The sequence below is a fragment of the Streptomyces sp. 2-1 genome (assembly GCF_048564895.1).
GTDB lineage: Bacteria > Actinomycetota > Actinomycetes > Streptomycetales > Streptomycetaceae > Streptomyces > Streptomyces phaeochromogenes.
In genome coordinates this window covers 4,483,895-4,507,731 of record NZ_CP183383.1, presented here as the reverse complement: position 1 = coordinate 4,507,731, position 23,837 = coordinate 4,483,895, and the positions used below count along the sequence as shown (strand labels likewise).

22 protein-coding genes are annotated in these 23,837 nt (G+C 68.4%); 20 read left to right on the top strand and 2 right to left on the bottom strand.

All coding sequences use genetic code 11. From position 1 onward, the window contains the following. Positions 1-224 precede the first annotated feature (224 nt). The 9 genes from ACN20J_RS19775 (at position 225) to ACN20J_RS19735 (ending at position 9,465) form a co-directional block, all read left to right on the top strand. Positions 225-884 carry a hypothetical protein gene (locus tag ACN20J_RS19775; protein ID WP_419666442.1) on the top strand — a complete coding sequence of 220 codons (660 nt, stop codon included), beginning with the start codon at positions 225-227 and terminating at the stop codon, positions 882-884. Further along, complete coding sequence (locus tag ACN20J_RS19770) at positions 872-1,918, top strand: hypothetical protein (RefSeq protein ID WP_189843471.1); 1,047 nt, start codon at positions 872-874, stop codon at positions 1,916-1,918. Before ACN20J_RS19775 ends, ACN20J_RS19770 begins: the two co-directional genes overlap by 13 nt. 276 nt (positions 1,919-2,194) lie before the next feature. After that, entirely contained in the window at positions 2,195-2,551 is a 357-nt protein-coding gene (locus tag ACN20J_RS19765) for a hypothetical protein (RefSeq protein ID WP_259333957.1), read from the top strand. Beyond that, the gene (locus ACN20J_RS19760) at positions 2,548-3,909 is read left to right on the top strand and encodes a hypothetical protein (protein ID WP_419666441.1); all 1,362 of its coding nucleotides are present in this window, start codon (positions 2,548-2,550) and stop codon (positions 3,907-3,909) included. Before ACN20J_RS19765 ends, ACN20J_RS19760 begins: the two co-directional genes overlap by 4 nt. 93 nt (positions 3,910-4,002) lie before the next feature. After that, positions 4,003-4,623 carry a hypothetical protein gene (locus ACN20J_RS19755; RefSeq protein WP_419666440.1) on the top strand — a complete coding sequence of 207 codons (621 nt, stop codon included), beginning with the start codon at positions 4,003-4,005 and terminating at the stop codon, positions 4,621-4,623. After that, a complete protein-coding gene (locus tag ACN20J_RS19750) occupies positions 4,623-5,315 on the top strand; it encodes a hypothetical protein (RefSeq protein WP_419666439.1) in 693 nt (230 codons plus the stop codon). The genes ACN20J_RS19755 and ACN20J_RS19750 overlap by 1 nt, the downstream gene beginning before the upstream one ends. Positions 5,316-5,582: 267 nt before the next feature. Beyond that, entirely contained in the window at positions 5,583-6,491 is a 909-nt protein-coding gene (locus ACN20J_RS19745) for a hypothetical protein (RefSeq protein WP_419666438.1), read from the top strand. 157 nt (positions 6,492-6,648) lie between these two features. Next, positions 6,649-8,031, top strand: a complete 1,383-nt coding sequence (locus tag ACN20J_RS19740; protein ID WP_190227710.1) for a nitrate/nitrite transporter — start codon at positions 6,649-6,651, stop codon at positions 8,029-8,031. A gap of 216 nt (positions 8,032-8,247) precedes the next feature. Next, entirely contained in the window at positions 8,248-9,465 is a 1,218-nt protein-coding gene (locus ACN20J_RS19735) for a uroporphyrinogen-III synthase (RefSeq protein ID WP_419666437.1), read from the top strand. On the opposite strand, the gene ACN20J_RS19730 is transcribed toward ACN20J_RS19735, so the two are convergent. Further along, the gene (locus tag ACN20J_RS19730) at positions 9,414-9,995 is read right to left on the bottom strand and encodes a DUF1772 domain-containing protein (RefSeq protein WP_419666436.1); all 582 of its coding nucleotides are present in this window, start codon (positions 9,993-9,995) and stop codon (positions 9,414-9,416) included. The two genes, ACN20J_RS19735 and ACN20J_RS19730, sit on opposite strands and share 52 nt — an antisense overlap. Before the next feature lie 244 nt (positions 9,996-10,239). On the opposite strand from ACN20J_RS19730, the gene ACN20J_RS19725 reads away from it, so the two are divergent. The 6 genes from ACN20J_RS19725 to ACN20J_RS19700 all read left to right on the top strand — a co-directional run bounded on the left by ACN20J_RS19725 (position 10,240) and on the right by ACN20J_RS19700 (position 17,526). Then, entirely contained in the window at positions 10,240-10,839 is a 600-nt protein-coding gene (locus ACN20J_RS19725) for a CGNR zinc finger domain-containing protein (protein WP_189843463.1), read from the top strand. Between the two features lie 196 nt (positions 10,840-11,035). Beyond that, positions 11,036-11,557 carry a sigma-70 family RNA polymerase sigma factor gene (locus ACN20J_RS19720; protein ID WP_010039908.1) on the top strand — a complete coding sequence of 174 codons (522 nt, stop codon included), beginning with the start codon at positions 11,036-11,038 and terminating at the stop codon, positions 11,555-11,557. A gap of 38 nt (positions 11,558-11,595) precedes the next feature. Beyond that, positions 11,596-12,366, top strand: a complete 771-nt coding sequence (locus ACN20J_RS19715) for a zf-HC2 domain-containing protein (protein WP_055614627.1) — start codon at positions 11,596-11,598, stop codon at positions 12,364-12,366. An 82-nt stretch (positions 12,367-12,448) separates the two neighbouring features. Next, positions 12,449-14,920: a HelD family protein gene (locus tag ACN20J_RS19710; RefSeq protein ID WP_189843462.1), complete on the top strand. Its 2,472-nt coding sequence runs from the start codon at positions 12,449-12,451 to the stop codon at positions 14,918-14,920. A gap of 407 nt (positions 14,921-15,327) precedes the next feature. Continuing rightward, the gene (locus ACN20J_RS19705; protein WP_189843461.1) at positions 15,328-16,743 is read left to right on the top strand and encodes an NAD-dependent malic enzyme; all 1,416 of its coding nucleotides are present in this window, start codon (positions 15,328-15,330) and stop codon (positions 16,741-16,743) included. A 501-nt stretch (positions 16,744-17,244) separates the two neighbouring features. After that, positions 17,245-17,526 (top strand): HU family DNA-binding protein, encoded by a 282-nt coding sequence (locus ACN20J_RS19700; RefSeq protein WP_007382399.1) that lies wholly within the window; start codon positions 17,245-17,247, stop codon positions 17,524-17,526. 180 nt (positions 17,527-17,706) lie between these two features. Here the strand turns inward: ACN20J_RS19700 and murA are convergent, their stop codons facing one another. After that, a complete protein-coding gene (gene murA, locus ACN20J_RS19695; RefSeq protein WP_055614624.1) occupies positions 17,707-19,053 on the bottom strand; it encodes a UDP-N-acetylglucosamine 1-carboxyvinyltransferase in 1,347 nt (448 codons plus the stop codon). Positions 19,054-19,304: 251 nt separating this feature from the next. Between murA and ACN20J_RS19690 the strand changes: the two genes are divergently transcribed. The 5 genes from ACN20J_RS19690 (at position 19,305) to ACN20J_RS19670 (ending at position 23,835) form a co-directional block, all read left to right on the top strand. Continuing rightward, positions 19,305-19,877, top strand: coding sequence for a YqgE/AlgH family protein (locus tag ACN20J_RS19690; RefSeq protein WP_359849086.1), 573 nt, complete (start codon positions 19,305-19,307; stop codon positions 19,875-19,877). Positions 19,878-19,906: 29 nt separating this feature from the next. Next, positions 19,907-20,209 (top strand): DUF3039 domain-containing protein, encoded by a 303-nt coding sequence (locus ACN20J_RS19685; RefSeq protein WP_189843460.1) that lies wholly within the window; start codon positions 19,907-19,909, stop codon positions 20,207-20,209. 355 nt (positions 20,210-20,564) lie between these two features. Continuing rightward, positions 20,565-21,851: an extracellular solute-binding protein gene (locus ACN20J_RS19680; protein WP_189843459.1), complete on the top strand. Its 1,287-nt coding sequence runs from the start codon at positions 20,565-20,567 to the stop codon at positions 21,849-21,851. A 5-nt stretch (positions 21,852-21,856) separates the two neighbouring features. Then, entirely contained in the window at positions 21,857-22,954 is a 1,098-nt protein-coding gene (locus ACN20J_RS19675) for a carbohydrate ABC transporter permease (protein WP_419666435.1), read from the top strand. Further along, positions 22,951-23,835 (top strand): carbohydrate ABC transporter permease, encoded by an 885-nt coding sequence (locus ACN20J_RS19670; RefSeq protein WP_372505614.1) that lies wholly within the window; start codon positions 22,951-22,953, stop codon positions 23,833-23,835. The genes ACN20J_RS19675 and ACN20J_RS19670 overlap by 4 nt, the downstream gene beginning before the upstream one ends. The last annotated feature ends 2 nt before the right edge of the window (positions 23,836-23,837 follow it).

The window sequence follows — 23,837 nt, the reverse complement described above, 5'->3', positions numbered from 1 at the left end:
ACGTCGAGGTGTCGCTTCCGGTTTGTTTGCGCGGGCCAAGTCGGGGACTTGGCCCGCCACTTGGCGTAGTCGTCTCGCTGCTGATTCGGTCGCTCTTTGCTCTGAAATGCGAATTTTGACGCCCAGTTCGTGACGTGGTTGATGCAATTCGCTCTGGTGTCGTCTGTTACCCCCTCGGTAGCGTGGCTGGGCTCATGTCCCCCTCGCCCCACCGGGAGCCGTCCGTGAACCGCCGCCCCACACTGCTCGCAGCGATCGCGCTGACCGCCGCCGCGGCCCTGTCGCTGTCCGCCTGCGGCAGCGACGACAGTTCCAAGGACAAGGACAACGACAAGATCGCGGGCGCCGACACAGGCAACGACAAGTCGGCTTCGCCGAGCGCTTCCGCTTCGGCGGTTGTGGGGCGGCCGAAGATCAAGCTGCCGTCCGATCTCCACTACACCTTTGAATGGAATAAAACGGGCGACGCGGACAAGGATGCTGTCCTGTCCGACGGTGAGCAGTTCATCAAGGCGACGGACCAGGCCATCGCCAATCAGGATCCGCTGGATCCCGCGTATCGCTTCTACTCGGAGGGCGAGTTGGCGGCGACAACTCAGGAGTACGTGCAGCGATTCGTGGATCACAAGGCTCGTACTACCGGGACCTACCGCTTCTATGACGAGTCGGTGACGGTCCGTGGCGATGGAACGGCGACGCTCTCGTACTGCGAGGACCAGGGCAAGGCCTACAACAAGTACGTCAAGACTGGAAAAGTCGACAAGACCCCGGTAACGAAGAACAGCTACGTGCTCTACAACACGGCCTTGAAGAAGAACAAGGCGGGGGTATGGGTGACCCAGGACATGCTTTCAGAGAGGGCGAGTGGCAAATGCCAGCCGTGAAGAGGCGGGGAGTCGTTGTCGGCTCGGCTGTCGTCCTGATGCTGTTGGCCAACTCGGGCCTCGCGTCAGCGGACGACGACTTCGGCAACGGCAGTCAGAAGCCGAGTCCCCCACCGGTCTCCGGAAATGCCGATAAAGACGGCAAACTTTCGTCAACGGCAGGTGCCGTTGTCTTCGACCGTTCCAAGAACGGCTCGGGTCAGTCTGCCGGACCTGTGACCTCCACGGCGTCGAACTGGACTCCGCCGGCTTGCTATTACGCCCCCAAGTACACGCCGGCCCAGCTCAAGGAGTACCTGGAGCCGATCTGGGAGGCGGGCTCCACGGGATACGAGTGGGACGCGGAGCAGCGTAAGAAGTTCGAGGGTGGTGACCCGTACAAGGACTTCAACAAGGACAAGGCCGGCGAGGGCTATTTCTGGGCCTCCTATGTCACAGAGGGCAGGGAAGGCGATCCCGGTGCGCTCGACTGCACCAGGGACTACTTCTGGGTGGACACGGGCGATCCGCCGCCCCCCGAGATCCCGGAGGCGATAACCCCCGAGATGCTGGCCCAACTCGCCTACGCAGAGATCCGTGTGCCCTCGACGAAGGTCGAACTCGCCCCGGAGGGCACCACGAAGGTGAACCTGCCGACGTGGGCATGGCTCGATGCGGCGGACTTCAAGCCGGTCTCGGTGACCGCGTCCGTCCCGCTTCTGGGCGTCCAGGCGACGACCACAGCCGAACCGATCTCCCTGAAGATCGAACCGGGCACGGCCGACGCGACGACCTACCCCGCCTCCGGCGTGTGCGAACTCAACGGCGACCAGATCGGCGAGGCCTTCGCGAAGGGCAAGGCGGACGAAACTCCGCCGTGCGGCGTGAAGTACCTCCGCTCCTCGGGCGACGACTCCTACAAGCTCCAAGCCACGGTCACCTGGAAGATCCACTGGACCGGCACCGGCGTGAACGGCGACCAGCCGTTGCCCGACGGCGAGTTCGGGGCGGACCAGGACGTGATCGTCCAGGAGATCCAGGCGGTCAACCGCTGAGCAGTAGGCGGTGAGGACTCCCAGTGCCCGGGCTCGTTTCACAATGTGAGGCAGAGCCCGGGCTCGGCTTCGTTGCCCGCCTGCTCGGACGCACCTCAGTTGATGGCTGCGAGGACCCATCTTTTGGGTGAACCTGGGTCAGCCTCCGCCCCGGCATCCAGGCAGTCACCCCGGAGAAGAACGTGTTCGTGCAGGCGGCTCCGGGCTGTCAACTGGTGCCTACGGCGACGGTCATGGCCGGCCGGGGCGGCGTGAGAAGCAGCTAGCGTCCCTCCCTTGCGGAAATGGCAGGCGGCGATCGGGGAGCAGGGGCGCGTGGCGGAGCGGCTGGCTGTTGACGGCGATGAGCTCGGGCGGTTCATGAAGCAGCTGAACAGGTCGACCGATTCGCTCAAGGGGGTGAGGAAGGCGTTGTCCGCGGCGACCATCACCGGACTGGGTACGGACGATCTCGACTCCGCGTGCGAGGAATTCCAGGAGGACTGGAAGTACGGCTCGGAGGAGATCGGCAAACAGACCGAGGATCTTGCCGAGATCATCGGTAAGAGCCGGGACAGTTACCGCGAGGTCGACAAGGCGCTTGAAGAAGCGCTGAAGCAGGCCGGTAGTGGTAAGAGCGGGGAAAAGAAGTGACGTACACGGTCGGCGTCGAACCGCGGCCGGGGGCACCTCTCGACCCCGAGTACGTGGCCGATCGCGGCAAGCCCCAAGGGCTCAAATCCGCTCCGCGCATTCCGCATCCCGACTATCCCCACCTGGGATTCAATCCAGTGCCGGGCAGCACCGAGACCGTGAGCGGCCTGCACAAGAAGCTCGCCGGCTGCGCGAAGGTCCTCGAAGACACGCGTGACCTGGTCACCAAGCTGATGGACGGCAGCTACTGGAAGGGTGATGCTGCCGTCGCCTTCCGGGAACAGCTGGACGAGGGCCCGCTGCCGCTGAACCTGAAGAACGCCGCGCGTTCTCTTCGTAAAGCCGCCAAGCAGCTGAGCCTCTGGGAGGGCGAACTCGACGATTTCCAGCGCCGAGCCAAGCGCCTGGACGAGGAGGCGAAGGACGCGCGCGCCGCTGTCGACACGGCCAAGGGCAAGGCGACGACAGCGGGCGACGACCCGGCCCTGGACAAGAAGAAGGTCCCCGGCCACGACGATGCCCAGAAGGCCCTGACCAACGCGAACACAGCCGTCGACGAGGCAGAAGCGGACCTCGAGAAAATCCTGGGCAGGGCTCGGAAGCTCGCCGAGGAGCATGAGCGGCAGGCTCAGCACCGGGCGGGCAAGATCCGCGACGCGACGAAGAAGCTGGTGCCCCATGAGCCGGGGTGGTTCGACTCGGCGATGGACTGGCTCCAGGAGAACCTGCCAGACATCCTCAGCTTTGTGGCGGGGGTCGTCGGGCTGGTGGCGATCATCTTCGCCGGCCCACTGGGCGTGGCGATGGTGGCGGCGCTCATGCTCACGGCCGCAGCGCTGAGCGCATCGGCGTTGGGGGCGCGCATCATCCAGGATCCCGAGATGTGGGCGTCGTTGAAGGATGGCTTCGCCAAGGGTGAGTTCGACGCCGACTTCTTCAGCAACCTCGTCACCGTGGGAAGCGACGTCATGGGCGCGCTTCCAGGCCTCGGAGCAGTGGCGTTCGGAACCCGAGGAGCGGCAAATGCCATTCGTGCCGGAAGCGAGACCCTCTCAGCTGGGCAGAAGGTCGGCCTTTTCGGATCCAAGATCATGGAAGGGGCGCAGGGCATCTCCCGCCTGGACAATCCGTTGACCGGATGGATGGTGCGCGGCGCGAGTGACGCAGCGAATGCAGAGAGAGTAGTGGCCGCCACGTCAGGCTCGATTGGAGTGGGAACTGCCGGCTTCGGTCTGGTCAATAGTCTGGTGGACGCGGACGATGACGGAATCAAGGACGGTTCCGTTGCCGGAATCGACGGGACACGGCTCATCCTCGACAACGGTGGAGTCCTGAACCTTGTTGGTCACGTCTTTTAACTTTCCTCCCGGAGAAAGAGCCAGCCAATGAATCCTTCTGACTACGCCACCGCCTGGGCCCATCCGCCTACCCATCGAGCCTGGCGGAGAAATATGGCCACGAACATCGCCGGCCTCATCGGATGGCTTGCGGCTTGGATTGGTCTGCTGGCTGTGCTGGTCGTATTCCTGTCTCCAGGGTTTTCCTTCTTGTTCGTTCCGTTTCTGCTCTACTCGATGTACCGAGCCGTGCTCCAACTGCGCTATTTTCCTGCAGCGTTCCGCATGCGGCGCATCTTGCAAACGTATCCATGGCAAATTCTCCGCGGCGTACCGTCGGGGCTGACCCAACATCCAGAGGTCCTCGGCAGGCAGTACGGATGGTTCGAACTCCCCAACCCGGCCAGCCCGGAGCAGCGACTGCCGCTGGTGTTTTCCCAGCATCTGCGCACGGAGTGGTGGAGCCGCCGCCTGGCCCCCCGCGCCAAGCCTGAACTGAAGGCACAGGTCGAGGCTGTGTGGTTCGCCGGCGACCCGCGCTTCATCGGTCTCATTGCCGCGCCCACTGCAGACGGTAGGGCGCCTCGTCGGCTGCATGTCCTTCAACAGCAGTCGAGGGCCGAAGACGGCCGCAGCTTCGCGGACTGGGGTGCTACGCCTGAGGACATCGAACGGGGCCGACGTGTCGGGATCCACCCTGCCCAACCTGATGCGCGCAGTGAAGAGACACCCTAATGGCCAACTCGAGCTTTACGCTTCACGACTCGGCCAATGATCCCACCACCGAAATCTGGTTCGCCGAACCCCCAGGTTTCACGGCTCTACCTCTCAACGCCCTGTTGCCCGCGCCTGAATCACCTGGCGCCGACTTGCTGCGCACTGCCCTCGCTCCCTTTCTCGACGCGGCGCCTGACGAAATGATCCGCCAGCAGTTCATCGCCCAATTTGCGAAGGGCCAGCAGTTGTTGGGGGCTTTACACGAGGTCGGCACCGTCCACTTTTCGGTTGGCCTGCACCGGGACGACATCGCTGAATCGGACAGAGGAAGTGGTCAGCCTCTGCTCTCCTTCTTCACGATTTCCTGGCGCGACACGGCCATGGCGCCACGGGCGGTCACCGCGGCCCGCGCCGTGACTTCAGATCAAGGCCACACCCGCATCGAGTACCTTGAACTCTCCTGCGGCCCGGCCACTCTCAGCGAGACCGTACTGACGCCTTCGGCGGACAGCGGGCTTTCTCCAGCACCCCTTGCCCAGATCCACGCACATCTACCTCACCCAGACTGCAAGCGTCTGGTCGTAATCACGCTGAGTACGATTGCGGTGGCCTGCCGAGAGCAGTACCGCGAGATCCTCCAGCAGATCGCCGAGACGGTCAGCTTCGACAATCCCCTTACGAAGGCTGAGGATGAAGGACACCTTCCGTAACCGTGGTGTCCACGTTTCTGCCCTGACATCGCAGACGGCTGTCGAGCATCCTCCCACCGGCCGTTCCATCTCGAAGCGATCGCCGACACGCTTGCCGCTGCCGGGGCGTCGATGGTGTCCGCCTAAGCGTCGCCCCGTCCCGTGTGCGTCTTCCGTGGAGGCCCGTGGTGTCGTCGTGGAGGGCCGGAGCTCTGCTCCAGGAGCTCCAGCAGCCGTCGATAGGCTGCTCCGGATGATGATCACCCGCCCGCAACGGAGTACACCCCCATGAGCAACCGCCAACTGCAGAAGATGTTCCAGCTCATGGCGAGTGGTGAAGCGGTTGAGGTTGCCAGTCCCATGGCGTCCGTGAAGAAGTTGGCGCGGCTTGCCTTCGTGGCGCAGCAGTTCGGGTACGAGTATGCGGATGTGCGGCAAGGGGGTGGGCACAACGGTGGGTTGAAGATGCTCATCGTGCCCGACCCGGGGCCCCATGCCCGGCAGCGGGCCGCTCAGAACTGGGCCCAGTTTCCGCAGGCCGCCAGTGGTGGGCCCCTGCCGCCCTTCGTGCCCGACGCCCTGGAGCTCCTCAAGGCGCGGATCAACTTCGACCTGACCGGCAAGAGCGCCGAGAAGCGGATGCTCTACGGGGCCCTCGGCGGCACCGTCGGATGTGTGGTCCTGGCCCTCCGGACCGGTGGTGACGGCGTCGCCTTCGCCGGGTCCGCTGTTGTGTGGGTGCTGCTCGTCGGAGTCCTCGGCATCGGGTTCGCCGTCACTCGTAAGCGCAACGCGAAGTTCGCGGCGCGGTTGCGGGCCGCCGGGTTCACGCCGGTCACGGACCAGGCCGGGAGGGTTCGCTACCTGCCGCTGGGCGCGCAGGCCCCCGGATACGCGAGCCCCCAGCCCGGGCACGCCAACCCCTTCGCCGGCGCCGGCACGCCCGGCGCGGGAGGCCCGTACGCACCTCAGCCCGGTGCCGGAGGCCCCTACGCACCCCAGCCCGCCGCGGCCCCCTACGCCCCGGGCCCGTACGCCGCACCCCAGGCCCCCGGCCCATACGGAGGCCCCCCGGCCACTCCCTACAACCACCCCGGCCCTGGCCCCGTACCGCCGCAGCCGCAGTCGTACCCCCAGTCGTACCCGCAGACGCACCCCCAGGCAGGCCCTCCCGCGAACCCATACGCGAACCCGTAGGGACCCCCCTCACCGGTAGCCTCCCGAAGAACCCCTCACCGCGCCCCCCGCCCCAGGGTGAGAGCAACGTTCCCGGGCGGTCACCCGTCGCCACAGGCCGGAAACGAGTCGTCCCTACCTTCGGGTGGACCAGCCGGAGAAATCGTGGAGGCGTGAGATGACAGCCCCGAGCAGCAGCATCGCACCGCGCAAGGGGGGCCGCTGGATCGAGCAGTGGGACCCGGAGGACGAGACGTTCTGGAAGGAGACGGGGGAGAAGGTCGCCCGGCGCAATCTGTTCTTCTCCGTTCTTTCCGAGCACATCGGGTTCTCGATCTGGACCCTGTGGTCGGTGATGGTGCTCTTCATGGGGCCCGAGTACGGGCTCACCCCGGCCGACAAGTTCTTCATCATCTCCATGGCCACGCTGGTCGGCGCCGTCGTGCGGGTGCCCTACACCTTCGCGGTCGCGCGCTTCGGTGGCCGGAACTGGACCATCGTCTCGGCGAGCATGTTGCTCCTCCCGACGATCGCGGCGTTCATCGTCATGGAGCCGGGGACGTCCTTCGGGACCTTCCTCGTGTGCGCCATGCTCGCCGGTGTGGGAGGCGGCAACTTCGCCTCCTCCATGACCAACATCAATTCGTTCTTCCCGTTGCGGAAGAAGGGGTGGGCTCTTGGGCTCAATGCCGGGGGCGGCAACATCGGCGTGCCCGTCGTCCAGCTCGTCGGGCTCGCCGTCATCGGGGCCAGTGCCGGGCCGCGCGTGCTGCTCGGGATCTACATTCCGCTGATCGTCGTCGCCGCCGTTCTCGGGGCCCTCTACATGGACAACATCACGTCCGTGAAGAACGACACCGGCGCCGCCAAGGAGGCCGTGAAGGACCCGCACACCTGGATCATGTCCTTCCTCTACATCGGGACGTTCGGGTCGTTCATCGGGTACAGCTTCGCCTTCGGGCTCGTGCTGCAGACGCAGTTCGGGCGTACGCCGCTGGAGTCCGCGTACGTCACCTTCATCGGGCCGCTCCTCGGCTCGCTGATCCGGCCCGTGGGCGGCTGGCTCGCCGACAAGTACGGTGGCGCGAAGATCACTCTGTGGAACTTCGTCGGCATGGGCGCCGCCACCGCCGTCATCGTGGTCGCCTCCATGGAGGAGTCGCTGGCCCTGTTCACCACGGCGTTCATCGTGCTGTTCGTGCTGAGCGGGCTCGGCAACGGCTCCACGTACAAGATGATCCCCGGCATCTTCCAGGCCAAGGCCACCGCCCTGGAGCTCACCGGCGAGGAGGCCGCGTCCTACGGGCGGCGGCTGTCCGGTGCCTCGATGGGGCTCATCGGGGCCGTGGGCGCGCTCGGCGGTCTCGGCATCAACCTCGCCTTCCGGCAGTCGTTCCTGAGCGTGGGGTCGGGCACCGGCGCCTTCGTCGGCTTCCTCGCCTTCTACGCGGTCTGCTTCGGGGTCACCTGGGCCGTATACCTTCGCCGCCCGGCGGCGGCCGGGTCTCCGACGGTGACCGCTTCCGAGGCGAAGCCGCAGCTCAGCTACGCGGAAGTGTGACGTAACACGGACGACATCAAGCGGAACCGAGCCTGTCACGCATGATTGACAGGCTCGGTCATCCGCCATGATGCGGGCAAATAGGGCGTGCGGCAGGCGCCCCGGAGCAGGACGCACCGGCCCTGGGACCGGGCGCCCCACCACGGAGGCTCCACGCGGGACGCCCCAACCCAGCGGGTGACGCAGGACGAACACCACTCGAGCGGGACGAGAGCCATGTACGAAGAGCAGCGACCGGAGCAACGCCCCGAGCAACCGACCGAGCAGCGATCTCAACAGCGATCCGAGCACCGAGCAGACCGGACCGGTCACGGCCCCCTCGCCGGGTTCACCGTCGGTGTGACCGCCGCCCGCCGTGCCGACGAACTCGGAGCCCTGCTCCAGCGGCGCGGCGCCGCCGTCATGCACGCGCCCGCCCTGCGCATCGTGCCCCTCTCCGACGACAGCGAGCTGCTCGCGGCGACCAAGCAACTGCTCCACGAGGCCCCGGACATCGTGGTCGCGACCACCGCCATCGGATTTCGCGGGTGGGTCGAGGCCGCCGACGGGTGGGGGCTGGGGGAGGACCTCCTCGACACGCTCCGCGGGGTCGAGCTGCTCGCCCGCGGACCGAAGGTGAAGGGCTCGATACGGGCCCAGGGACTCACCGAGGAGTGGTCCCCGTCCTCCGAATCCATGGCCGAGGTGCTCGACCGGCTGCTGGAGGAGGGAGTCGAAGGGCGCCGGATCGCCGTCCAGTTGCACGGTGAGCCGCTGCCCGGGTTCGTCGAATCGCTGCGCGCCGCGGGCGCGGACGTCGTCGGTGTCCCCGTATATCGGTGGATGCCGCCGGAGGACATCGCGCCCGTCGACCGGCTGCTCGACGCCACGGTCACCCGCGGTGTGGACGCGCTGACCTTCACCAGCGCACCGGCCGCCGCCTCGCTCCTTGGCCGCGCCGAGGACCGCGGGCTGCTGCCCGAACTGCTCGCCGCCCTCAACCACGACGTGCTGCCCGCCTGCGTCGGCCCGGTCACCGCGCTGCCGCTGCAGGCCAGGGGCATCGACACGGTCCAGCCGGAGCGTTTCCGGCTCGGCCCCCTCGTACAGGTGCTGTGTCAGGAACTGCCGTCCCGGGCGCGAACGTTGCCGATCGCCGGTCACCGGGTGGAGATCCGGGGGCACGCCGTGCTGGTGGACGACTCGCTGCGGCCCGTGCCGCCCGCCGGAATGTCGCTGCTGCGCGCGCTGACCCGGCGGCCCGGCTGGGTGGTGGCCCGCGCCGAACTGCTGCGGGCCCTGCCCGGCGCCGGCAAGGACGAGCACGCCGTGGAGACCGCGATGGCCCGGCTGCGTACGGCACTGGGGGCGCCCAAGCTCATCCAGACCGTCGTCAAGCGCGGTTACCGGCTGGCGCTCGACCCGGCCGCCGACTCCAAGTACGGCGACGACTGACGACCGCCGCGGCCGTGCTGCCCGTACAGCACCAGAGCCCACGCCAGCAGGACGAACGCCACGAGGTGCAGTACGGCGCGCACGACGTTCCAGGCCACCCACGGGTCCTCGAACTTCTCGCGCACCGCGGCCGGATCGGTCATCGTGGCCGGATTTCCCGCGTCCATGATCTCGTTGTTCAGAGGGATGTTGAAGACGACGGTCACCAGGAACGCGAGCGCGTACACGACCAGCGCCGCGAACACCCACACCCGGATCCGCGGCGAGCCGCGCAACTGCCAGGCCGAGAAGGCGGTCAGCAGCAGCGCACCGTTGAAGCTCAGGAGGAACACAGGGTTCTGGATGACGTCGTTGATGTTCTGGATGACCTCGACGTAGACGCGGTCGTCGCTGCGGGCCAGCGCCGGCATCACGTTGTTCGCGTACGCGTAGAACAGCCCGGCGACCAGACCCGTGACGACCGTGGCCGCGACCAGTACACCCCCGGCGGTCGAACGCCGCCCCTTGTTGCTCTCTGTGGTGGTTGCCATGTCTATGAGTCAACAGGCAGGCCCCGGCGGACGACATGCTTCGGACGCGCGCCCGCATAAGCGGACGTCCAGCCGGGGAGGGCCGGGCGGCGCGAGGGAGGGTACGGCCCGGCGCGGGGCTTCCCGCCGCGCGCGGGGGAAGGCACTGTAGGGAGTACGGGCCATGCACGGCCCCCTCCCGTACCCCCACTCACGACCACTCACCGGCCCCGCATGGCGGCAACCCCAAGGCGGTGACAGGCACATGGCACTGGGCACGGCCACAGCCACGGCCTCGTACGAGCTGCGGTTCGACTCCGGACGGATCTGTCTCGATCTCCTGGCGACCACCCACCCCGAGGAACGGCTCGACTCGGCGGAGCCGTTGCGGGCCTGGATCTCCGGATCCGGACTCGTCCCGGCGGGCACACCGCTCGTGTCCGTCGACTCCTCCTGGCTCGTCGGATTTCGCGAACTACGCGGGCATATAGGACAGTTGGTACGCACGGAGCCCTCCCGGGACTCCCGGCCCTTCGGCATCGCGCTTGCCCGCGTGAACGAACTCGCCCGCACCGCACCGCCCGTGGCGCACGCCGTGTGGGACCCCGGCGGCTCGCTCGTACGCGCCCTGGACGGCCCGCCGGACCCCGCCGCGCTGCTCGCGGCCATCGCCCGTGACACAGTTGAACTGCTGACGGATCCGGCCGCCCGCGCGAGCATTCGGCAGTGTGAGGGAGACAACTGCCCCATCGTGTACCTGGATACGTCCAGGGGGCGTCGTCGCAGGTGGTGCTCCAGCGAGGTGTGCGGGAACCGCGAACGCGTTGCCAGGCACCGGCGCAGAGCAGCCCTCGCGCGGGCTTAGAGTTCACCCGTGAAGGAGAGCCCCCCAACTTCCCCACACTCTCCTCACAAAGAATGCCCGTCACTTTGAACACAGCCGCGCCTGCGCCCGTATCCCGGGATGAGCGACCGACTGGGGGATCCCCCGGACACCGGAGGTAGGCGTGCGCAAGGATTCCGCCGTGGCCGATGAACGATTGCCGAGGGCCCGACATCGTATGTCCCAGCCCTCGGAGCCGGACGAGGAGCTGATGCGTGCGCTCTACCGTGAGCACGCCGGGCCTCTGCTCGCCTATGTGCTGCGGCTGGTCGCCGGGGACCGGCAGCGCGCGGAGGACGTCGTACAGGAGACGCTCATCCGTGCCTGGAAGAACGCCGGACAGCTCAACCGAGCTACCGGTTCGGTACGCCCCTGGCTGGTGACGGTCGCTCGGCGCATCGTCATCGACGGGCACCGCAGCCGGCAGGCCCGGCCGCAGGAGGTGGACCCGTCGCCGCTGGAGGTCATTCCCGCGGAGGACGAGATCGACAAGGCGTTGTGGCTGATGACACTCTCTGACGCGCTCGACGACCTGACCCCCGCCCACCGGGAGGTACTGGTCGAGACGTACTTCAAGGGGCGTACCGTAAACGAGGCCGCCGAAACCCTGGGGATACCCAGCGGCACGGTGCGCTCACGGGTGTTCTATGCCCTGCGTTCGATGAAACTCGCACTGGAGGAGCGGGGGGTGACGGCATGAGCACATACGGGGGATACGGAACGGGTAGTCCTGGACCCATGCAAAGTTCGCAAGGGCAGGGCGATGTACACGAGACGGTCGGTGCGTACGCGCTCGGCATCCTCGACGACGCCGAAGCCACCGCCTTCGAGGCGCACCTCGCGACCTGCGAGTGGTGCGGCCAGCAGCTCGACGAACTCGCCGGCATGGAGCCGATGCTCGCCGCCCTGGCCGATCTGCCCGCCGCTCAGGGCACTCCGGCCATAGGTGAGTCGCTCGCCGCCCGCCCGAGCCCACAGCTCGCGGACCGGCTGGTCGGCGAGGTCGTGGAGCGTCGCGTCCGTGCCAAGAGGAGCCGGCGTGCCTTCTTCGGGCTCGCGGCCTCACTGATCATCGGCGGCCCCATCGTCGCGATCGCGGCCACCGGCGGCGAGACGACCCAGGAGGCCAAGCCCCTGCAGTCCGCCAGCCCCGCCAAGGACGCCTTCACGCACATGACCGACAAGGTCAAGGCCACGGACCCGACCACCAAGGTCAGCGCCGTGGTGGGCATGGAGGGCAAGGCCTGGGGCACCCATTCGGTCCTGGAGCTGAAGAACGTCAAGGGCCCGGAGAAGTGCTCCCTCATCGCCGTCGGCAAGAACGGCGAGCGGGAGACGGCGACCACCTGGGCGGTCCCGAAGTGGGGCTACGGCATCAAGAACGCCACGACCGAGCAGGCCAAGAGCCCGCTCTACGTGCACGGTGGCGTCGCCATGAACCCCGAGGACATCGACCACTTCGAGGTCATGACCTTCGCCGGCAAGAAGCTGGTCGAGGTCGACGTGTAGTCGATCAAGAGCGGAAACGTAGCCCGCCGGGCTCCCCTTCGCGTACGGTTGACGGCTGCGATGCACGTCAGAAGGGGGCCCGGTGGCGGCTCAGGTTCAGCAGGAAACGGCGTTCGATCCGGTGGGCGACTCCGTGCGCGACCGCGAGATCGGCGTCGAACAGGAACACCTTGACCGGGTGTACCGGCGCCTTGAGGAAAAGATCCACGAGGCGGAGTTCCTGATGAACGACGCCGCCCAGCGTGGACAGGTCGGTACACCCGGAGCACTCGCGGAGCGTGACGCGCAGGTGTTCCGGGCGGGGATCCATCTCAACCGCCTGAACAACGAGTTCGAGGACTTCCTCTTCGGAAGGATCGACCTCCTCCTCGGCAAGGACGGCAAGAAGGGCCCGGACGGGGCGTACACGGCGGTGGAACCCGCCGAGGGCGCCGTACGGCCCGACAACACCGCGGAGATCGCGGAGACCCTCCACATCGGCCGTATCGGCGTCCTGGACTCGGACTACGCGCCGCTGGTCATCGACTGGCGGGCCCCGGCGGCCGCGCCGTTCTACCGCTCCACACCGGTCGACCCCGGCCGGGTCGTACGTCGTCGGGTCATCCGCTCCAAGGGCCGCAGGGTCCTCGGGGTCGAGGACGACCTGATGCGCCCGGAGCTGAAAGCTTCCCTCTCCGGCGACGAACTGCCGGTGATCGGCGACGGCGCGCTGATGGCGGCGCTCGGCCAGGCCCGCAGCCACACCATGCGGGACATCGTCGCCTCCATCCAGGCCGAGCAGGACCTGGTCATCCGGGCCCCCGCCGCGTCCGTCACGTACGTGGAGGGCGGGCCGGGCACCGGAAAGACGGCGGTCGCCCTGCACCGGGCCGCCTACCTGCTCTACCAGGACCGCAGGCGGTACGCGGGCGGCATCCTGATCGTCTCGCCCACGCCCCTGCTGGTCGCGTACACCGAGGGCGTGCTGCCGTCCCTCGGCGAGGAGGGCCAGGTCGCCATCCGCGCGGTCGGCTCCCTGGTCGACGGCGCCGAGGCCACGCTCTACGACTCGCCGGCGGTGGCCCGCGCCAAGGGCTCGTACAGGATGCTCAAGGTGCTGCGGAAGGCGGCGCGAGGGGCGCTGGAGGCACCGGGCGAGGCCGGCCAGGGGCCCGCGCGCGGCAGGCGGAACGGGCAGGCGAGCCGCAACGGCCGGAACGGCCACAACGGTGCGGCCGGTCAGCTCGCGTTCGGCGATCCGGACGACGGCTTCGCCGACTCCGATGACTCCGCCGACTTCGGCGACGAATCGCAGGCTCCCTCCGCCACATCCACCACCCGTCTCCGAGTCGTCGCCTTCGGGCGGCGGCTGGAGCTGGAGGCGCCCGAGCTGGACCGGATCCGCCAGAACGCGCTCTCCGGGACCGCCCCCGTGAACCTGCTGCGCCCGCGCGCCCGCAAGCTGCTGCTCGACGCCCTCTGGGTGCAGTCCGGCGCCGGGACCCGGCACACGGACGCCGAGCTGGCGGCCGAGCTGCGCTCCTCGTTCGACGAGGACGTCAGCTCCGAGGACAGCTTCATCGAGTTCGTCGACGCCTGGTGGCCCGAGCTGGCACCGAGTGCCGTTCTGGAGGCGATGGCCGACGAGAAACGGCTCGGTCGCTGGGCGCGGCGGATCCTCAACCCCGGTGAGGTCCGGCGGGTCGCCCGCTCCCTCAAGCGGGACGGCCTCTCCGTCCACGACGTGGCCATGCTCGACGAGCTCCAGGCCATCCTCGGCACCCCGGCCCGCCCCCGCAGGAAACGCGACCTCGACCCGCTCGACCAGCTGACGGGCCTGGAGGAGCTCATGCCCGAACGCGAGGAGACGCAGCGCGAGCGGGCCGAGCGGCTGGCCCAGGAGCGCACGGAGTACGCGCACGTCATCGTCGACGAGGCGCAGGACCTCACGCCCATGCAGTGGCGCATGATCGGCCGCCGCGGCAGGCACGCCACGTGGACGGTGGTCGGCGACCCCGCCCAGTCCTCCTGGTCGGACCCGGACGAGGCCGCCGAGGCCCGTGACGAGGCCCTCGGCACGCGCCCGCGCCGCCGCTTCACGCTCACCGTGAACTACCGCAACCCGGCCGAGATCGCCGAGCTCGCCGCCAAGGTCCTGGCCCTGGCCATGCCAGGCGCCGCCTCCCCGTCCGCGGTGCGCTCCACGGGCGTACGGCCGCGCTTCACCGCTGTACGGGACTCCCTGGCCAAGACCGTGCGGGAGGAGGCCGCGCGGCTGCTCGACCAGGTCGACGGCACGGTCGGTGTCGTCGTCGCCATGAACCGCCGCGCCGAGGCCGCGCGCTGGCTCGCCGGGCTCGGCGACCGCGTGGTGGCGCTCGGCAGCCTGGAGGCGAAGGGCCTGGAGTACGACGCCACGGTGGTCGTCTCCCCGGCGGAGATCGCCGACGAGTCCCCGGCCGGGCTGCGCGTGCTGTACGTGGCGCTGACCCGGGCCACCCAGCAGCTCACCGTCATCTCGGCCGACCGCGACGAACCGGACGCGAACGGGGTGCCGGACCTGCTGCGGGACTGACCGGAGCCCGGCCGTCCGGTTCGGCCATTGGGCCGGACCGGACCGAGCGCGAAGAACCTTCTCCGTGAACCTCCGGTACGGGAATTGCCTTATGGGGATCGTTTGTTACGGTTGGTGTGACACCGGCCCGATCCAAGCCCCCGGGCCCAACCTTCGTCGCTACGAGCGACCACTTGCCGCGAGGCGAGCATGGCGGGTCGGTGTCATTGAACGAAGTTCCGTTCGACATGTCGTGAGCGGACGAGAGGCCCCTGTCACCCAGTGACAGGGGCCTCTCCTTGGTTGAGAACAAAACGTTCGCAATCCAGGGCGGCTACCACGTACTCCGCGGTAGGTGCGACGATCGGACGGCAAACCCGCGAACCAGTAGCGCTCGCAGTACCCGGTGAAAGCAGAGGAAGTCGGCCATGGCAACGGCGCCCAGCGTCTCCTACTCGATTACGGTCCGGTTGGAGGTGCCCGCGAGCGGAACCGCGGTCTCCCAGATCACCACGGCCGTGGAGTCCCACGGAGGCTCGGTGACGGGCCTCGACGTGACGGCCTCCGGCCACGAGAAGCTCCGGATCGACGTCACCATCGCGGCGACGTCCACCGCCCACGCCGACGAGATCGTCGAGCAGCTGCGCGGCATCGAGGACGTGACGCTCGGCAAGGTGTCCGACCGTACGTTCCTGATGCACCTCGGCGGCAAGATCGAGATGCAGTCCAAGCACCCGATCCGCAACCGTGACGACCTCTCGATGATCTACACCCCGGGCGTGGCCCGCGTGTGCATGGCGATCGCCGAGAATCCCGAGGACGCCCGCCGTCTGACCATCAAGCGCAACACCGTCGCGGTCGTCACGGACGGCTCCGCGGTGCTGGGCCTGGGCAACATCGGCCCCATGGCCGCCATGCCGGTCATGGAGGGCAAGGCGGCCCTCTTCAAGCGCTTCGCCGACATCGACGCCTGGCCGCTGTGCCTGGACACCCAGGACACCGACGAGATCGTCGCGATCGTCAAGGCGATCGCCCCGGGCTTCGCCGGCATCAACCTCGAGGACATCTCCGCCCCGCGCTGCTTCGAGATCGAGGCGCGGCTGCGTGAGGCCCTCGACATCCCCGTCTTCCACGACGACCAGCACGGCACGGCGATCGTCGTGCTCGCGGCCCTCACGAACGCGCTGCGCGTGGCGGGCAAGGCGATCGGCGACATCCGGGTCGTCATGTCCGGTGCGGGCGCGGCCGGTACGGCCATCCTGAAGCTGCTGCTGGCCGCCGGTGTCAAGCACGCCGTCGTCGCCGACATCCACGGTGTCGTGCACGCGGGCCGTGAGGACCTGGTGAAGGCCGCCGCCGACTCGCCGCTGCGGTGGATCGCCGACAACACCAACCCCGAAGGGGTCACGGGCACGCTCAAGGAGGCCGTGCGCGGCTCGGACGTCTTCATCGGCGTCTCGGCCCCGAACGTGCTGGACGGCGACGACGTGGCCGCCATGGCCGAGGGTGCCATCGTGTTCGCGCTCGCGAACCCCGACCCCGAGGTCGACCCGGCGATCGCCCGCCAGACCGCGGCCGTCGTGGCCACCGGCCGCTCCGACTTCCCGAACCAGATCAACAACGTGCTGGTCTTCCCGGGTGTCTTCCGCGGTCTGCTGGACGCCCAGTCCCGCACGGTCAACACGGAGATGATGCTTGCTGCCGCAACCGCCCTGGCGGACGTGGTGAGCGAGGACGAGCTCAACCCGAACTACATCATCCCCAGCGTCTTCAACGACAAGGTCGCCGGCGCCGTCGCGGGCGCGGTCCGCACCGCGGCGAAGGCGGCGGGCGCGACGGCCTGAGAGGGCGTACCGCGCCGGTATTCCAGCCCCTCCGGCGTTCGAGGGGCGGGGGTTCGGGGGCGGAGCCCCTGAAATGGGCGGGACTGGGTAGGGGAGGCTGGGGCGGGGAAATTCCCCGCCAGGTGGCGACTGTGACGGTTGCCACCCGGCCCCCGTACCGGCGCGTCGCCGGACGTGGGGCGTCAGGCCGCCTCTAGGGTGGCGGCCATGGCTCAGTCCCTGAGGGCCCACCAGGCCTTTCAGGCCCTGCGGTCCGCTGCCGGGAACCGACGGAGCGTCACCAATTCGAGGCCGTGGCGCTTTTCGTGTGACTCCCAGGGGTGCCGGATTGGCTTTCCCGCCGCAGGTGGGGGCAGGATGCGTCTTCGGGCGCGAGGGTCCGGCCACGGACCCGGGTCCGGGGACCGCCGAGGAACCTGGCAGCATCGGCTTCGACGTGCCCAATATGCGGCTCCGCCGCGTGGCACGCCTCAACGGCAAGAAGAACACGGGAGTAACAACATGAACCGCAGTGAGCTGGTGGCCGCGCTGGCCGACCGTGCCGAGGTGACCCGCAAGGACGCCGACGCCGTTCTGGCCGCCTTTGCCGAGACCGTCGGTGAGATCGTCGCCAAGGGCGACGAGAAGGTCACCATCCCCGGCTTCCTGACCTTCGAGCGCACCCACCGTGCCGCTCGCACCGCGCGGAACCCGCAGACCGGCGACCCGATCCAGATCCCCGCCGGCTACAGCGTCAAGGTCTCCGCGGGCAGCAAGCTCAAGGAAGCCGCCAAGGGCAAGTGACCTTGCCGTCTACACCTCGCGGGACGGTGTTCGGCAGGTAGTAGCAGGTAGGTAGGCAGTAGCAGTAGTAAGTGCGATGGGGCGGCACCCGGAATCCGGGTGCCGCCCCATCGCTGTTGCGCTTACCAATGGCCTCGAACGCCGGCCGGGCTGGATGACGCCCGGCCGGAACGAGTCTCGCTACCCGAGCGCCTTGCCCGGCAGTTCCACCTTCGCCCCCAGTTCCACGAGCTTCTCCATGAAGTTCTCGTAGCCGCGGTTGATCAGGTCGATGCCGTGGACGCGGGACGTGCCCTGGGCCGCCAGGGCCGCGATGAGGTACGAGAAGCCGCCGCGGAGGTCGGGGATGACCAGATCGGCGCCCTGGAGCTTCGTGGGGCCCGACACGACCGCCGAGTGGAGGAAGTTGCGCTGCCCGAAACGGCAGTGGGAGCCGCCGAGGCACTCGCGGTAGAGCTGGATGTGTGCGCCCATCTGGTTGAGCGCGGAGGTGAAGCCGAGACGGGACTCGTACACCGTCTCGTGGACGATGGACAGGCCCGTCGCCTGCGTGAGGGCGACGACGAGCGGCTGCTGCCAGTCCGTCTGGAAGCCCGGGTGGACGTCCGTCTCCAGCGCGATGGACTTCAGCTGGCCGCCGGGGTGCCAGAAGCGGATGCCCTCGTCGTCGATCTCGAAGGCACCGCCCACCTTCCGGTAGGTGTTCAGGAACGTCATCATCGAGCGCTGCTGGGCGCCGCGGACGTAGATGTTGCCTTCAGTCGCCAGGGCCGCGGAAGCCCACGAGGCGGCCTCCAGGCGGTCCGGCAGGGCCGCATGGGTGTAGCCGCCGAGCTTGTCGACGCCCGTGACACGGATGGTGCGGTCGGTGTCCATCGCGATGATCGCGCCCATTTTCTGCAGAACGCAGATCAGGTCCTCGATCTCCGGCTCCACGGCCGCGTTCGACAGCTCCGTCACGCCCTCCGCGAGGACGGCCGTCAGCAGCACCTGCTCGGTCGCGCCCACGGACGGGTACGGCAGCGTGATCTTCGTGCCGCGCAGCCGCTGCGGAGCCTCCAGGTACTGGCCGTCCGCGCGCTTCTCGATCGTCGCGCCGAACTGCCGCAGCACCTCGAAGTGGAAGTCGATCGGCCGGCCGCCGATGTCGCAGCCGCCCAGGCCGGGGATGAACGCGTGCCCGAGGCGGTGCAGGAGCGGACCGCACAGGAGGATCGGGATGCGCGACGAGCCCGCGTGCGCGTCGATGTCCGCGACGTTGGCGCTCTCCACGTGCGACGGGTCCATGACGAGCTCGCCCGGTTCCTCGCCCGGACGGACCGTCACACCGTGCAGCTGCAGCAGCCCGCGTACGACCCGCACGTCACGGATGTCGGGGACGTTGCGCAGTCGGCTCGGAGCACTACCGAGCAGCGCGGCGACCATGGCCTTCGGTACGAGGTTCTTCGCACCGCGGACACGGATCTCGCCCTCCAGCGGGGTTCCGCCGTGGACAAGGAGTACGTCGTCTGAGCCGTTGACGGTCATGTATCTCGCGTTCCGGTTGGTGGGGCAGGGGCGAAGAAGCAAGCGTAATGGCCGCCTACCCCCCTTCAGTAAGCCCAAGGGCGCCCCAGGGACGTCATAGCTTTGCCACAACACGAACCGCTCCTAAACGGACACACGGGGTCACCGTCGAGGGCGTGCGCTCCACCTGCACCCGTACGCCCTGAGCTGCATTCACCCGGGTACGGGTATTGCCTCCCCCCGCACGGGGAAGATGCGGGATCATGTCTCGCATGACCGAGGTGTCCTCGCTCACAGGGCGGCTGCTCGTGGCCACGCCCGCCCTGGCGGACCCGAACTTCGACCGTGCGGTGGTGCTGCTCCTCGACCACGACGAGGAGGGCTCCCTGGGTGTCGTCCTCAACCGCCCCACACCGGTGGATGTGAGCGACATCCTCTCGGGCTGGGCGGACCTCGCGGGCGAGCCCGGCGTGGTCTTCCAGGGCGGCCCGGTCTCGCTCGACTCCGCGCTCGGGGTGGCGGTGATCCCGGGGGGCGCGTCGGGGGAGCGCGCTCCGCTGGGCTGGCGCCGGGTGCACGGGGCGATCGGGCTCGTGGACCTGGAGGCCCCGCCGGAGCTGCTCGCCTCGGCCCTCGGTTCGCTCCGGATCTTCGCCGGGTACGCGGGCTGGGGCCCCGGACAGCTGGAGGACGAGCTCGGCGAGGGCGCCTGGTACGTGGTGGAGTCGGAGCCCGGAGACGTCTCCTCGCCCGCTCCGGAGCGGCTGTGGCGCGAGGTGCTGCGCCGCCAGCGCAACGAGCTGGCGATGGTGGCCACGTACCCGGACGACCCTTCGCTCAACTGATGCCCCGCGGCTTCAGTACTCTTGCGTCTATGAGCACTCTTGAGCCTGAGACCCAGCCCCAGCGAGGCACTGGGACGGGAACCCTCGTAGAGCCGACGCCGCAGACGTCGCACGGCGACGGGGACCACGAGCGCTTCGCCCACTACGTCCAGAAGGACAAGATCATGGCGAGCGCGCTGGACGGCACGCCCGTCGTGGCGCTCTGCGGCAAGGTGTGGGTGCCGGGCCGCGACCCGAAGAAGTACCCCGTGTGTCCCATGTGCAAGGAGATCTACGAGTCCATGGGCGCCGGCGGCGACGAGGGCAAGGGCAAGGGCGGCGGCGACAAGTAGCGCCCCCTGCGCGCCCCCGGTGACTTCCTGCCCGGTGACCTCCCGCCCGGTGCGGGGCGTCGGGCGCGATGGCGCCTTGTCGGCGGTCCAACCCCCCGGTCGGTGGACAGGGTTGTCGTGAGCGTGGCCCCGGATGTGCCCTTTGGGCGCCTCCGGGGCCTTTGTACTGCCCGTGTACGGTCCACACGTTGCACGGAGTGCTTCGAGTGGTCACAGAGTGGTTGAGACCTCTTGTGGCCGTGTTCATGTACTCCATAGCCTCCGACGTGTTGTGCAGCGCAAAACCACCATTGCACGTGCTGCAACGCGCTCCCCCGGAGGACGCCCCGTGAAGCTCTCGAAACTCTCTGCCCGAATGGCCGCCCCGATAGCCGCGCTTGTCGTCGCCGGGCTCACGGCCACCGCCTGCGCCCCCGAGTCCTCCGACAACTCCGGGGGCAAGGACGAGAAGAGCGGCACCCTGCGGGTGTGGCTCTTCCAGGAGGTCGACACCGCACCGAAGGAGAAGGTGGTCGACGGTGTCGTCGCCGCCTTCGAGAAGGCCCACAAGGGCACGAAGGTCGACGTCCAGTACATCCCCGTCGAGACCCGCGCCGAGAAGATCAAGGCCGCCTTCAACGACCCGAAGAGCGCGCCCGACCTCATCGAGTACGGGAACACCGACACGGCCGGTTACGTCAAGGACGGCGGACTCGCCGACGTCACCAAGGAGTTCACGGACTGGAGCGAGTCCAAGGACACCGACCCGACCGCCAAGCAGTCCGTCACGGTCGACGGCAAGATCTACGGCGCCCCGTACTTCGTCGGCGTCCGTGCCCTCTACTACCGCACGGACGTGTTCGAGGACCTGGGCCTCGAAGTACCCAAGACCCAGGCCGAGTTGATCAGCACCGCCAAGGCGATCCGGCAGGCGAAGCCGGAGCTGTACGGGCTCGCGGTCGGCGGCGCGTACACGTACGGCGCGATGCCGTTCATCTGGTCCAACGGCGGCGAGATCGCCGAGGGCAAGGGCGGCTCGTACGCCTCGACGATCGACAGCGCGGACGCCCAGAAGGGCATCAAGGCGTACACCTCGCTGTTCGGCGACGACAACTGTCCGGCCGCCAAGTGCGCGGGCATGGGCGGCAACGACACCGTCACCGCGTTCGCCTCCGGCAAGGCGGGCATGGCGATCGGCGGCGACTTCAGCCACGCGGCGATCGAGGCCGGGAAGGTCAAGGGCAAGTACGCGGTCGTGCCGCTGCCCGGCGTGAAGTCCGGTGAGATCGCTCCCGCGTTCGCGGGCGGCAACAACCTCGGCGTGCTGAACAGCACCTCGCACCGCACGCTCGCCGTCGACCTGATGGAGCAGCTCGCCTCGAAGAAGTCGCAGGACGCGCTCTTCGACGCGATGGGTTTCCTGCCGACGTTCACGGACGTGCGCCAGGACGTCGCGAAGCGCGAGCCGTTCGTCGCGCCCTTCGTCAAGACCCTCGGCGCGGGCGCCAAGTTCGTCCCGGCCTCGCCCGCCTGGTCCCAGATCGACGCGTCCCTCGTACTGCCGACGATGTTCCAGGAGGTCGTCAGCGGGCGTAAGAGCGTGGACGCGGCCTCGAAGGACGCGGCGAAGAAGATGAACGACGCCTTCAGCTCCGCGGGGTGACCCGGATGACGAACCGTCAGCTGCCGGGGGCCGCCCCGCCGCCGGGCCCCTCCGCGCAGCCGGCCCCGCGCGAGGCCGGGCCGGACGGGCCCGAGCCCGGGGCCGCGGCCCTGCCCGCGGCCCGTCGGGCCCCGGGGTCCGGTCCGGCCAAGGGCGCCTCGCCCGCACCCGTCCGCACGGCGGCCCGCCCGGGCCGCCGTGGCGGCGGGGGCCGCAAGTCCCCGCTCGCGCGGGGCGGTTGGACGCCCTGGCTCTACCTCGCCCCCGCGCTCGTCGTGATCGGCGGGCTGCTCGTCTACCCCGTCTACCAGCTCGGGCTGATCTCGTTCCTGGAGTACACGCAGGCACAGGTCAGCGGCGGGGAGCCGGCCACCTTCCAGGGGTTCGGGAACTACGCGACGCTCTTCGGGGACCCGCAGTTCTGGCAGGTCCTGCTGGCCACCGTGCTGTTCGCCGGCGCGTGTGTGGTGTCGACGCTCGCGGTGGGCTGCGCGCTCGCCGTCCTCCTGACACGTGTCCGTGCCGTGCCGCGGCTCGCGCTGATGCTGGCCGCGCTCGGCGCGTGGGCGACACCCGCGGTGACCGGGTCGACGGTGTGGCTGCTCCTCTTCGACCCCGACTTCGGTCCGGTCAACCGGATCCTCGGGCTCGGTGACCACTCCTGGACGTACGGCCGGTACAGCGCCTTCGCCCTCGTCCTGCTCGAAGTGGTCTGGTGCTCCTTCCCGTTCGTGATGGTCACGGTGTACGCCGGCATCCGCGCCGTACCGGCCGAGGTCCTGGAGGCCGCGTCCCTGGACGGCGCCTCCCAGTGGCGGATCTGGCGCTCGGTGCTCGCCCCGATGCTCCGCCCGATCCTCGTGGTCGTCACCATCCAGTCGGTCATCTGGGACTTCAAGGTCTTCACGCAGATCTACGTCATGACGGGCGGCGGCGGCATCGCCGGCCAGAACCTCGTCCTGAACGTGTACGCCTACCAGAAGGCCTTCGCGTCCTCCCAGTACAGCCTCGGCTCGGCGATCGGAGTGGTGATGCTGCTGATTCTGCTCGCCGTCACGCTCGTATATCTGAGGCTGATCAGAAGGCAGGGGGAGGAGCTGTGAGTTCCGCAAGTCCCGTGAAAACAGAAGGCTTTGTACGTGATTTCGCACGCCGTTCCGTACAGCGGCCGTGGCGGCTGGCCGCCGAGGCATCCGCACTGCTGATCGCGGCGGTCGTCGCATTCCCCCTCTACTGGATGGTGCTCAGCGCCTTCAAACCCGCCGGGGAGATCGAGTCGACCGAGCCGCGGCCCTGGACGCTGGATCCGACACTCGATTCCTTCCGACGCGTCTTCGGGCAGCAGGAATTCGGCCGGTACTTCCTCAACAGCCTCGTCGTGGCGGTCACCGTGGTCGCCGTCTCGGCGCTCATCGCGTTTCTCGCGGCGACCGCCGTGACCCGATTCCGCTTCCGATTCCGCACCACCCTGCTCATCATGTTCCTGATCGCGCAGATGGTGCCCGTCGAGGCCCTGACGATCCCCCTCTTCTTCCAGATGCGGGACCTCGGGCAGCTCAACACGCTGGGCGCGCTGATCCTGCCGCACATCGCCTTCTCGCTGCCCTTCGCGATCTGGATGCTGCGCGGCTTTGTGAAGGCCGTCCCGGAGGCACTGGAGGAGGCCGCCTACATCGACGGGGCGAGCCGGACGCGGTTCCTGTGGCAGATCCTTTTCCCGCTGGTCTTTCCCGGGCTCGTCGCCACCAGCGTGTTCTCGTTCATCTCCGCGTGGAACGACTTCCTCTTCGCCAAGTCCTTCATCATCAGCGACACTTCGCAGTCCACACTGCCGATGGCCCTCCTTGTCTTCTACAAGCCCGACGACCCCGACTGGGGCGGTGTGATGGCCGCGTCCACGGTGATGACCATTCCGGTACTGATCTTCTTCGTACTCGTACAGCGACGGCTGGTCTCCGGACTGGGCGGCGCGGTGAAGGACTGAGA

What these genes read in the sequence shown, in the direction of transcription:
- ACN20J_RS19680 (WP_189843459.1), top strand. Translation starts at nt 20,565, where the DNA reads ATGGCCGCCCCGATAGCCGCGCTTGTCGTCGCCGGGCTCACGGCCACC.
- ACN20J_RS19770 (WP_189843471.1), top strand. Translation starts at nt 872, where the DNA reads ATGCCAGCCGTGAAGAGGCGGGGAGTCGTTGTCGGCTCGGCTGTCGTC.
- ACN20J_RS19685 (WP_189843460.1), top strand. Translation starts at nt 19,907, where the DNA reads ATGAGCACTCTTGAGCCTGAGACCCAGCCCCAGCGAGGCACTGGGACG.
- ACN20J_RS19735 (WP_419666437.1), top strand. Translation starts at nt 8,248, where the DNA reads ATGTACGAAGAGCAGCGACCGGAGCAACGCCCCGAGCAACCGACCGAG.
- ACN20J_RS19740 (WP_190227710.1), top strand. Translation starts at nt 6,649, where the DNA reads ATGACAGCCCCGAGCAGCAGCATCGCACCGCGCAAGGGGGGCCGCTGG.
- ACN20J_RS19705 (WP_189843461.1), top strand. Translation starts at nt 15,328, where the DNA reads ATGGCAACGGCGCCCAGCGTCTCCTACTCGATTACGGTCCGGTTGGAG.
- ACN20J_RS19690 (WP_359849086.1), top strand. Translation starts at nt 19,305, where the DNA reads ATGACCGAGGTGTCCTCGCTCACAGGGCGGCTGCTCGTGGCCACGCCC.
- murA (WP_055614624.1), bottom strand. Translation starts at nt 19,053, where the DNA reads ATGACCGTCAACGGCTCAGACGACGTACTCCTTGTCCACGGCGGAACC.
- ACN20J_RS19750 (WP_419666439.1), top strand. Translation starts at nt 4,623, where the DNA reads ATGGCCAACTCGAGCTTTACGCTTCACGACTCGGCCAATGATCCCACC.
- ACN20J_RS19745 (WP_419666438.1), top strand. Translation starts at nt 5,583, where the DNA reads ATGAGCAACCGCCAACTGCAGAAGATGTTCCAGCTCATGGCGAGTGGT.
- ACN20J_RS19700 (WP_007382399.1), top strand. Translation starts at nt 17,245, where the DNA reads ATGAACCGCAGTGAGCTGGTGGCCGCGCTGGCCGACCGTGCCGAGGTG.
- ACN20J_RS19715 (WP_055614627.1), top strand. Translation starts at nt 11,596, where the DNA reads ATGCAAAGTTCGCAAGGGCAGGGCGATGTACACGAGACGGTCGGTGCG.
- ACN20J_RS19675 (WP_419666435.1), top strand. Translation starts at nt 21,857, where the DNA reads ATGACGAACCGTCAGCTGCCGGGGGCCGCCCCGCCGCCGGGCCCCTCC.
- ACN20J_RS19730 (WP_419666436.1), bottom strand. Translation starts at nt 9,995, where the DNA reads ATGGCAACCACCACAGAGAGCAACAAGGGGCGGCGTTCGACCGCCGGG.
- ACN20J_RS19720 (WP_010039908.1), top strand. Translation starts at nt 11,036, where the DNA reads ATGTCCCAGCCCTCGGAGCCGGACGAGGAGCTGATGCGTGCGCTCTAC.
- ACN20J_RS19725 (WP_189843463.1), top strand. Translation starts at nt 10,240, where the DNA reads ATGGCACTGGGCACGGCCACAGCCACGGCCTCGTACGAGCTGCGGTTC.
- ACN20J_RS19755 (WP_419666440.1), top strand. Translation starts at nt 4,003, where the DNA reads ATGGCCACGAACATCGCCGGCCTCATCGGATGGCTTGCGGCTTGGATT.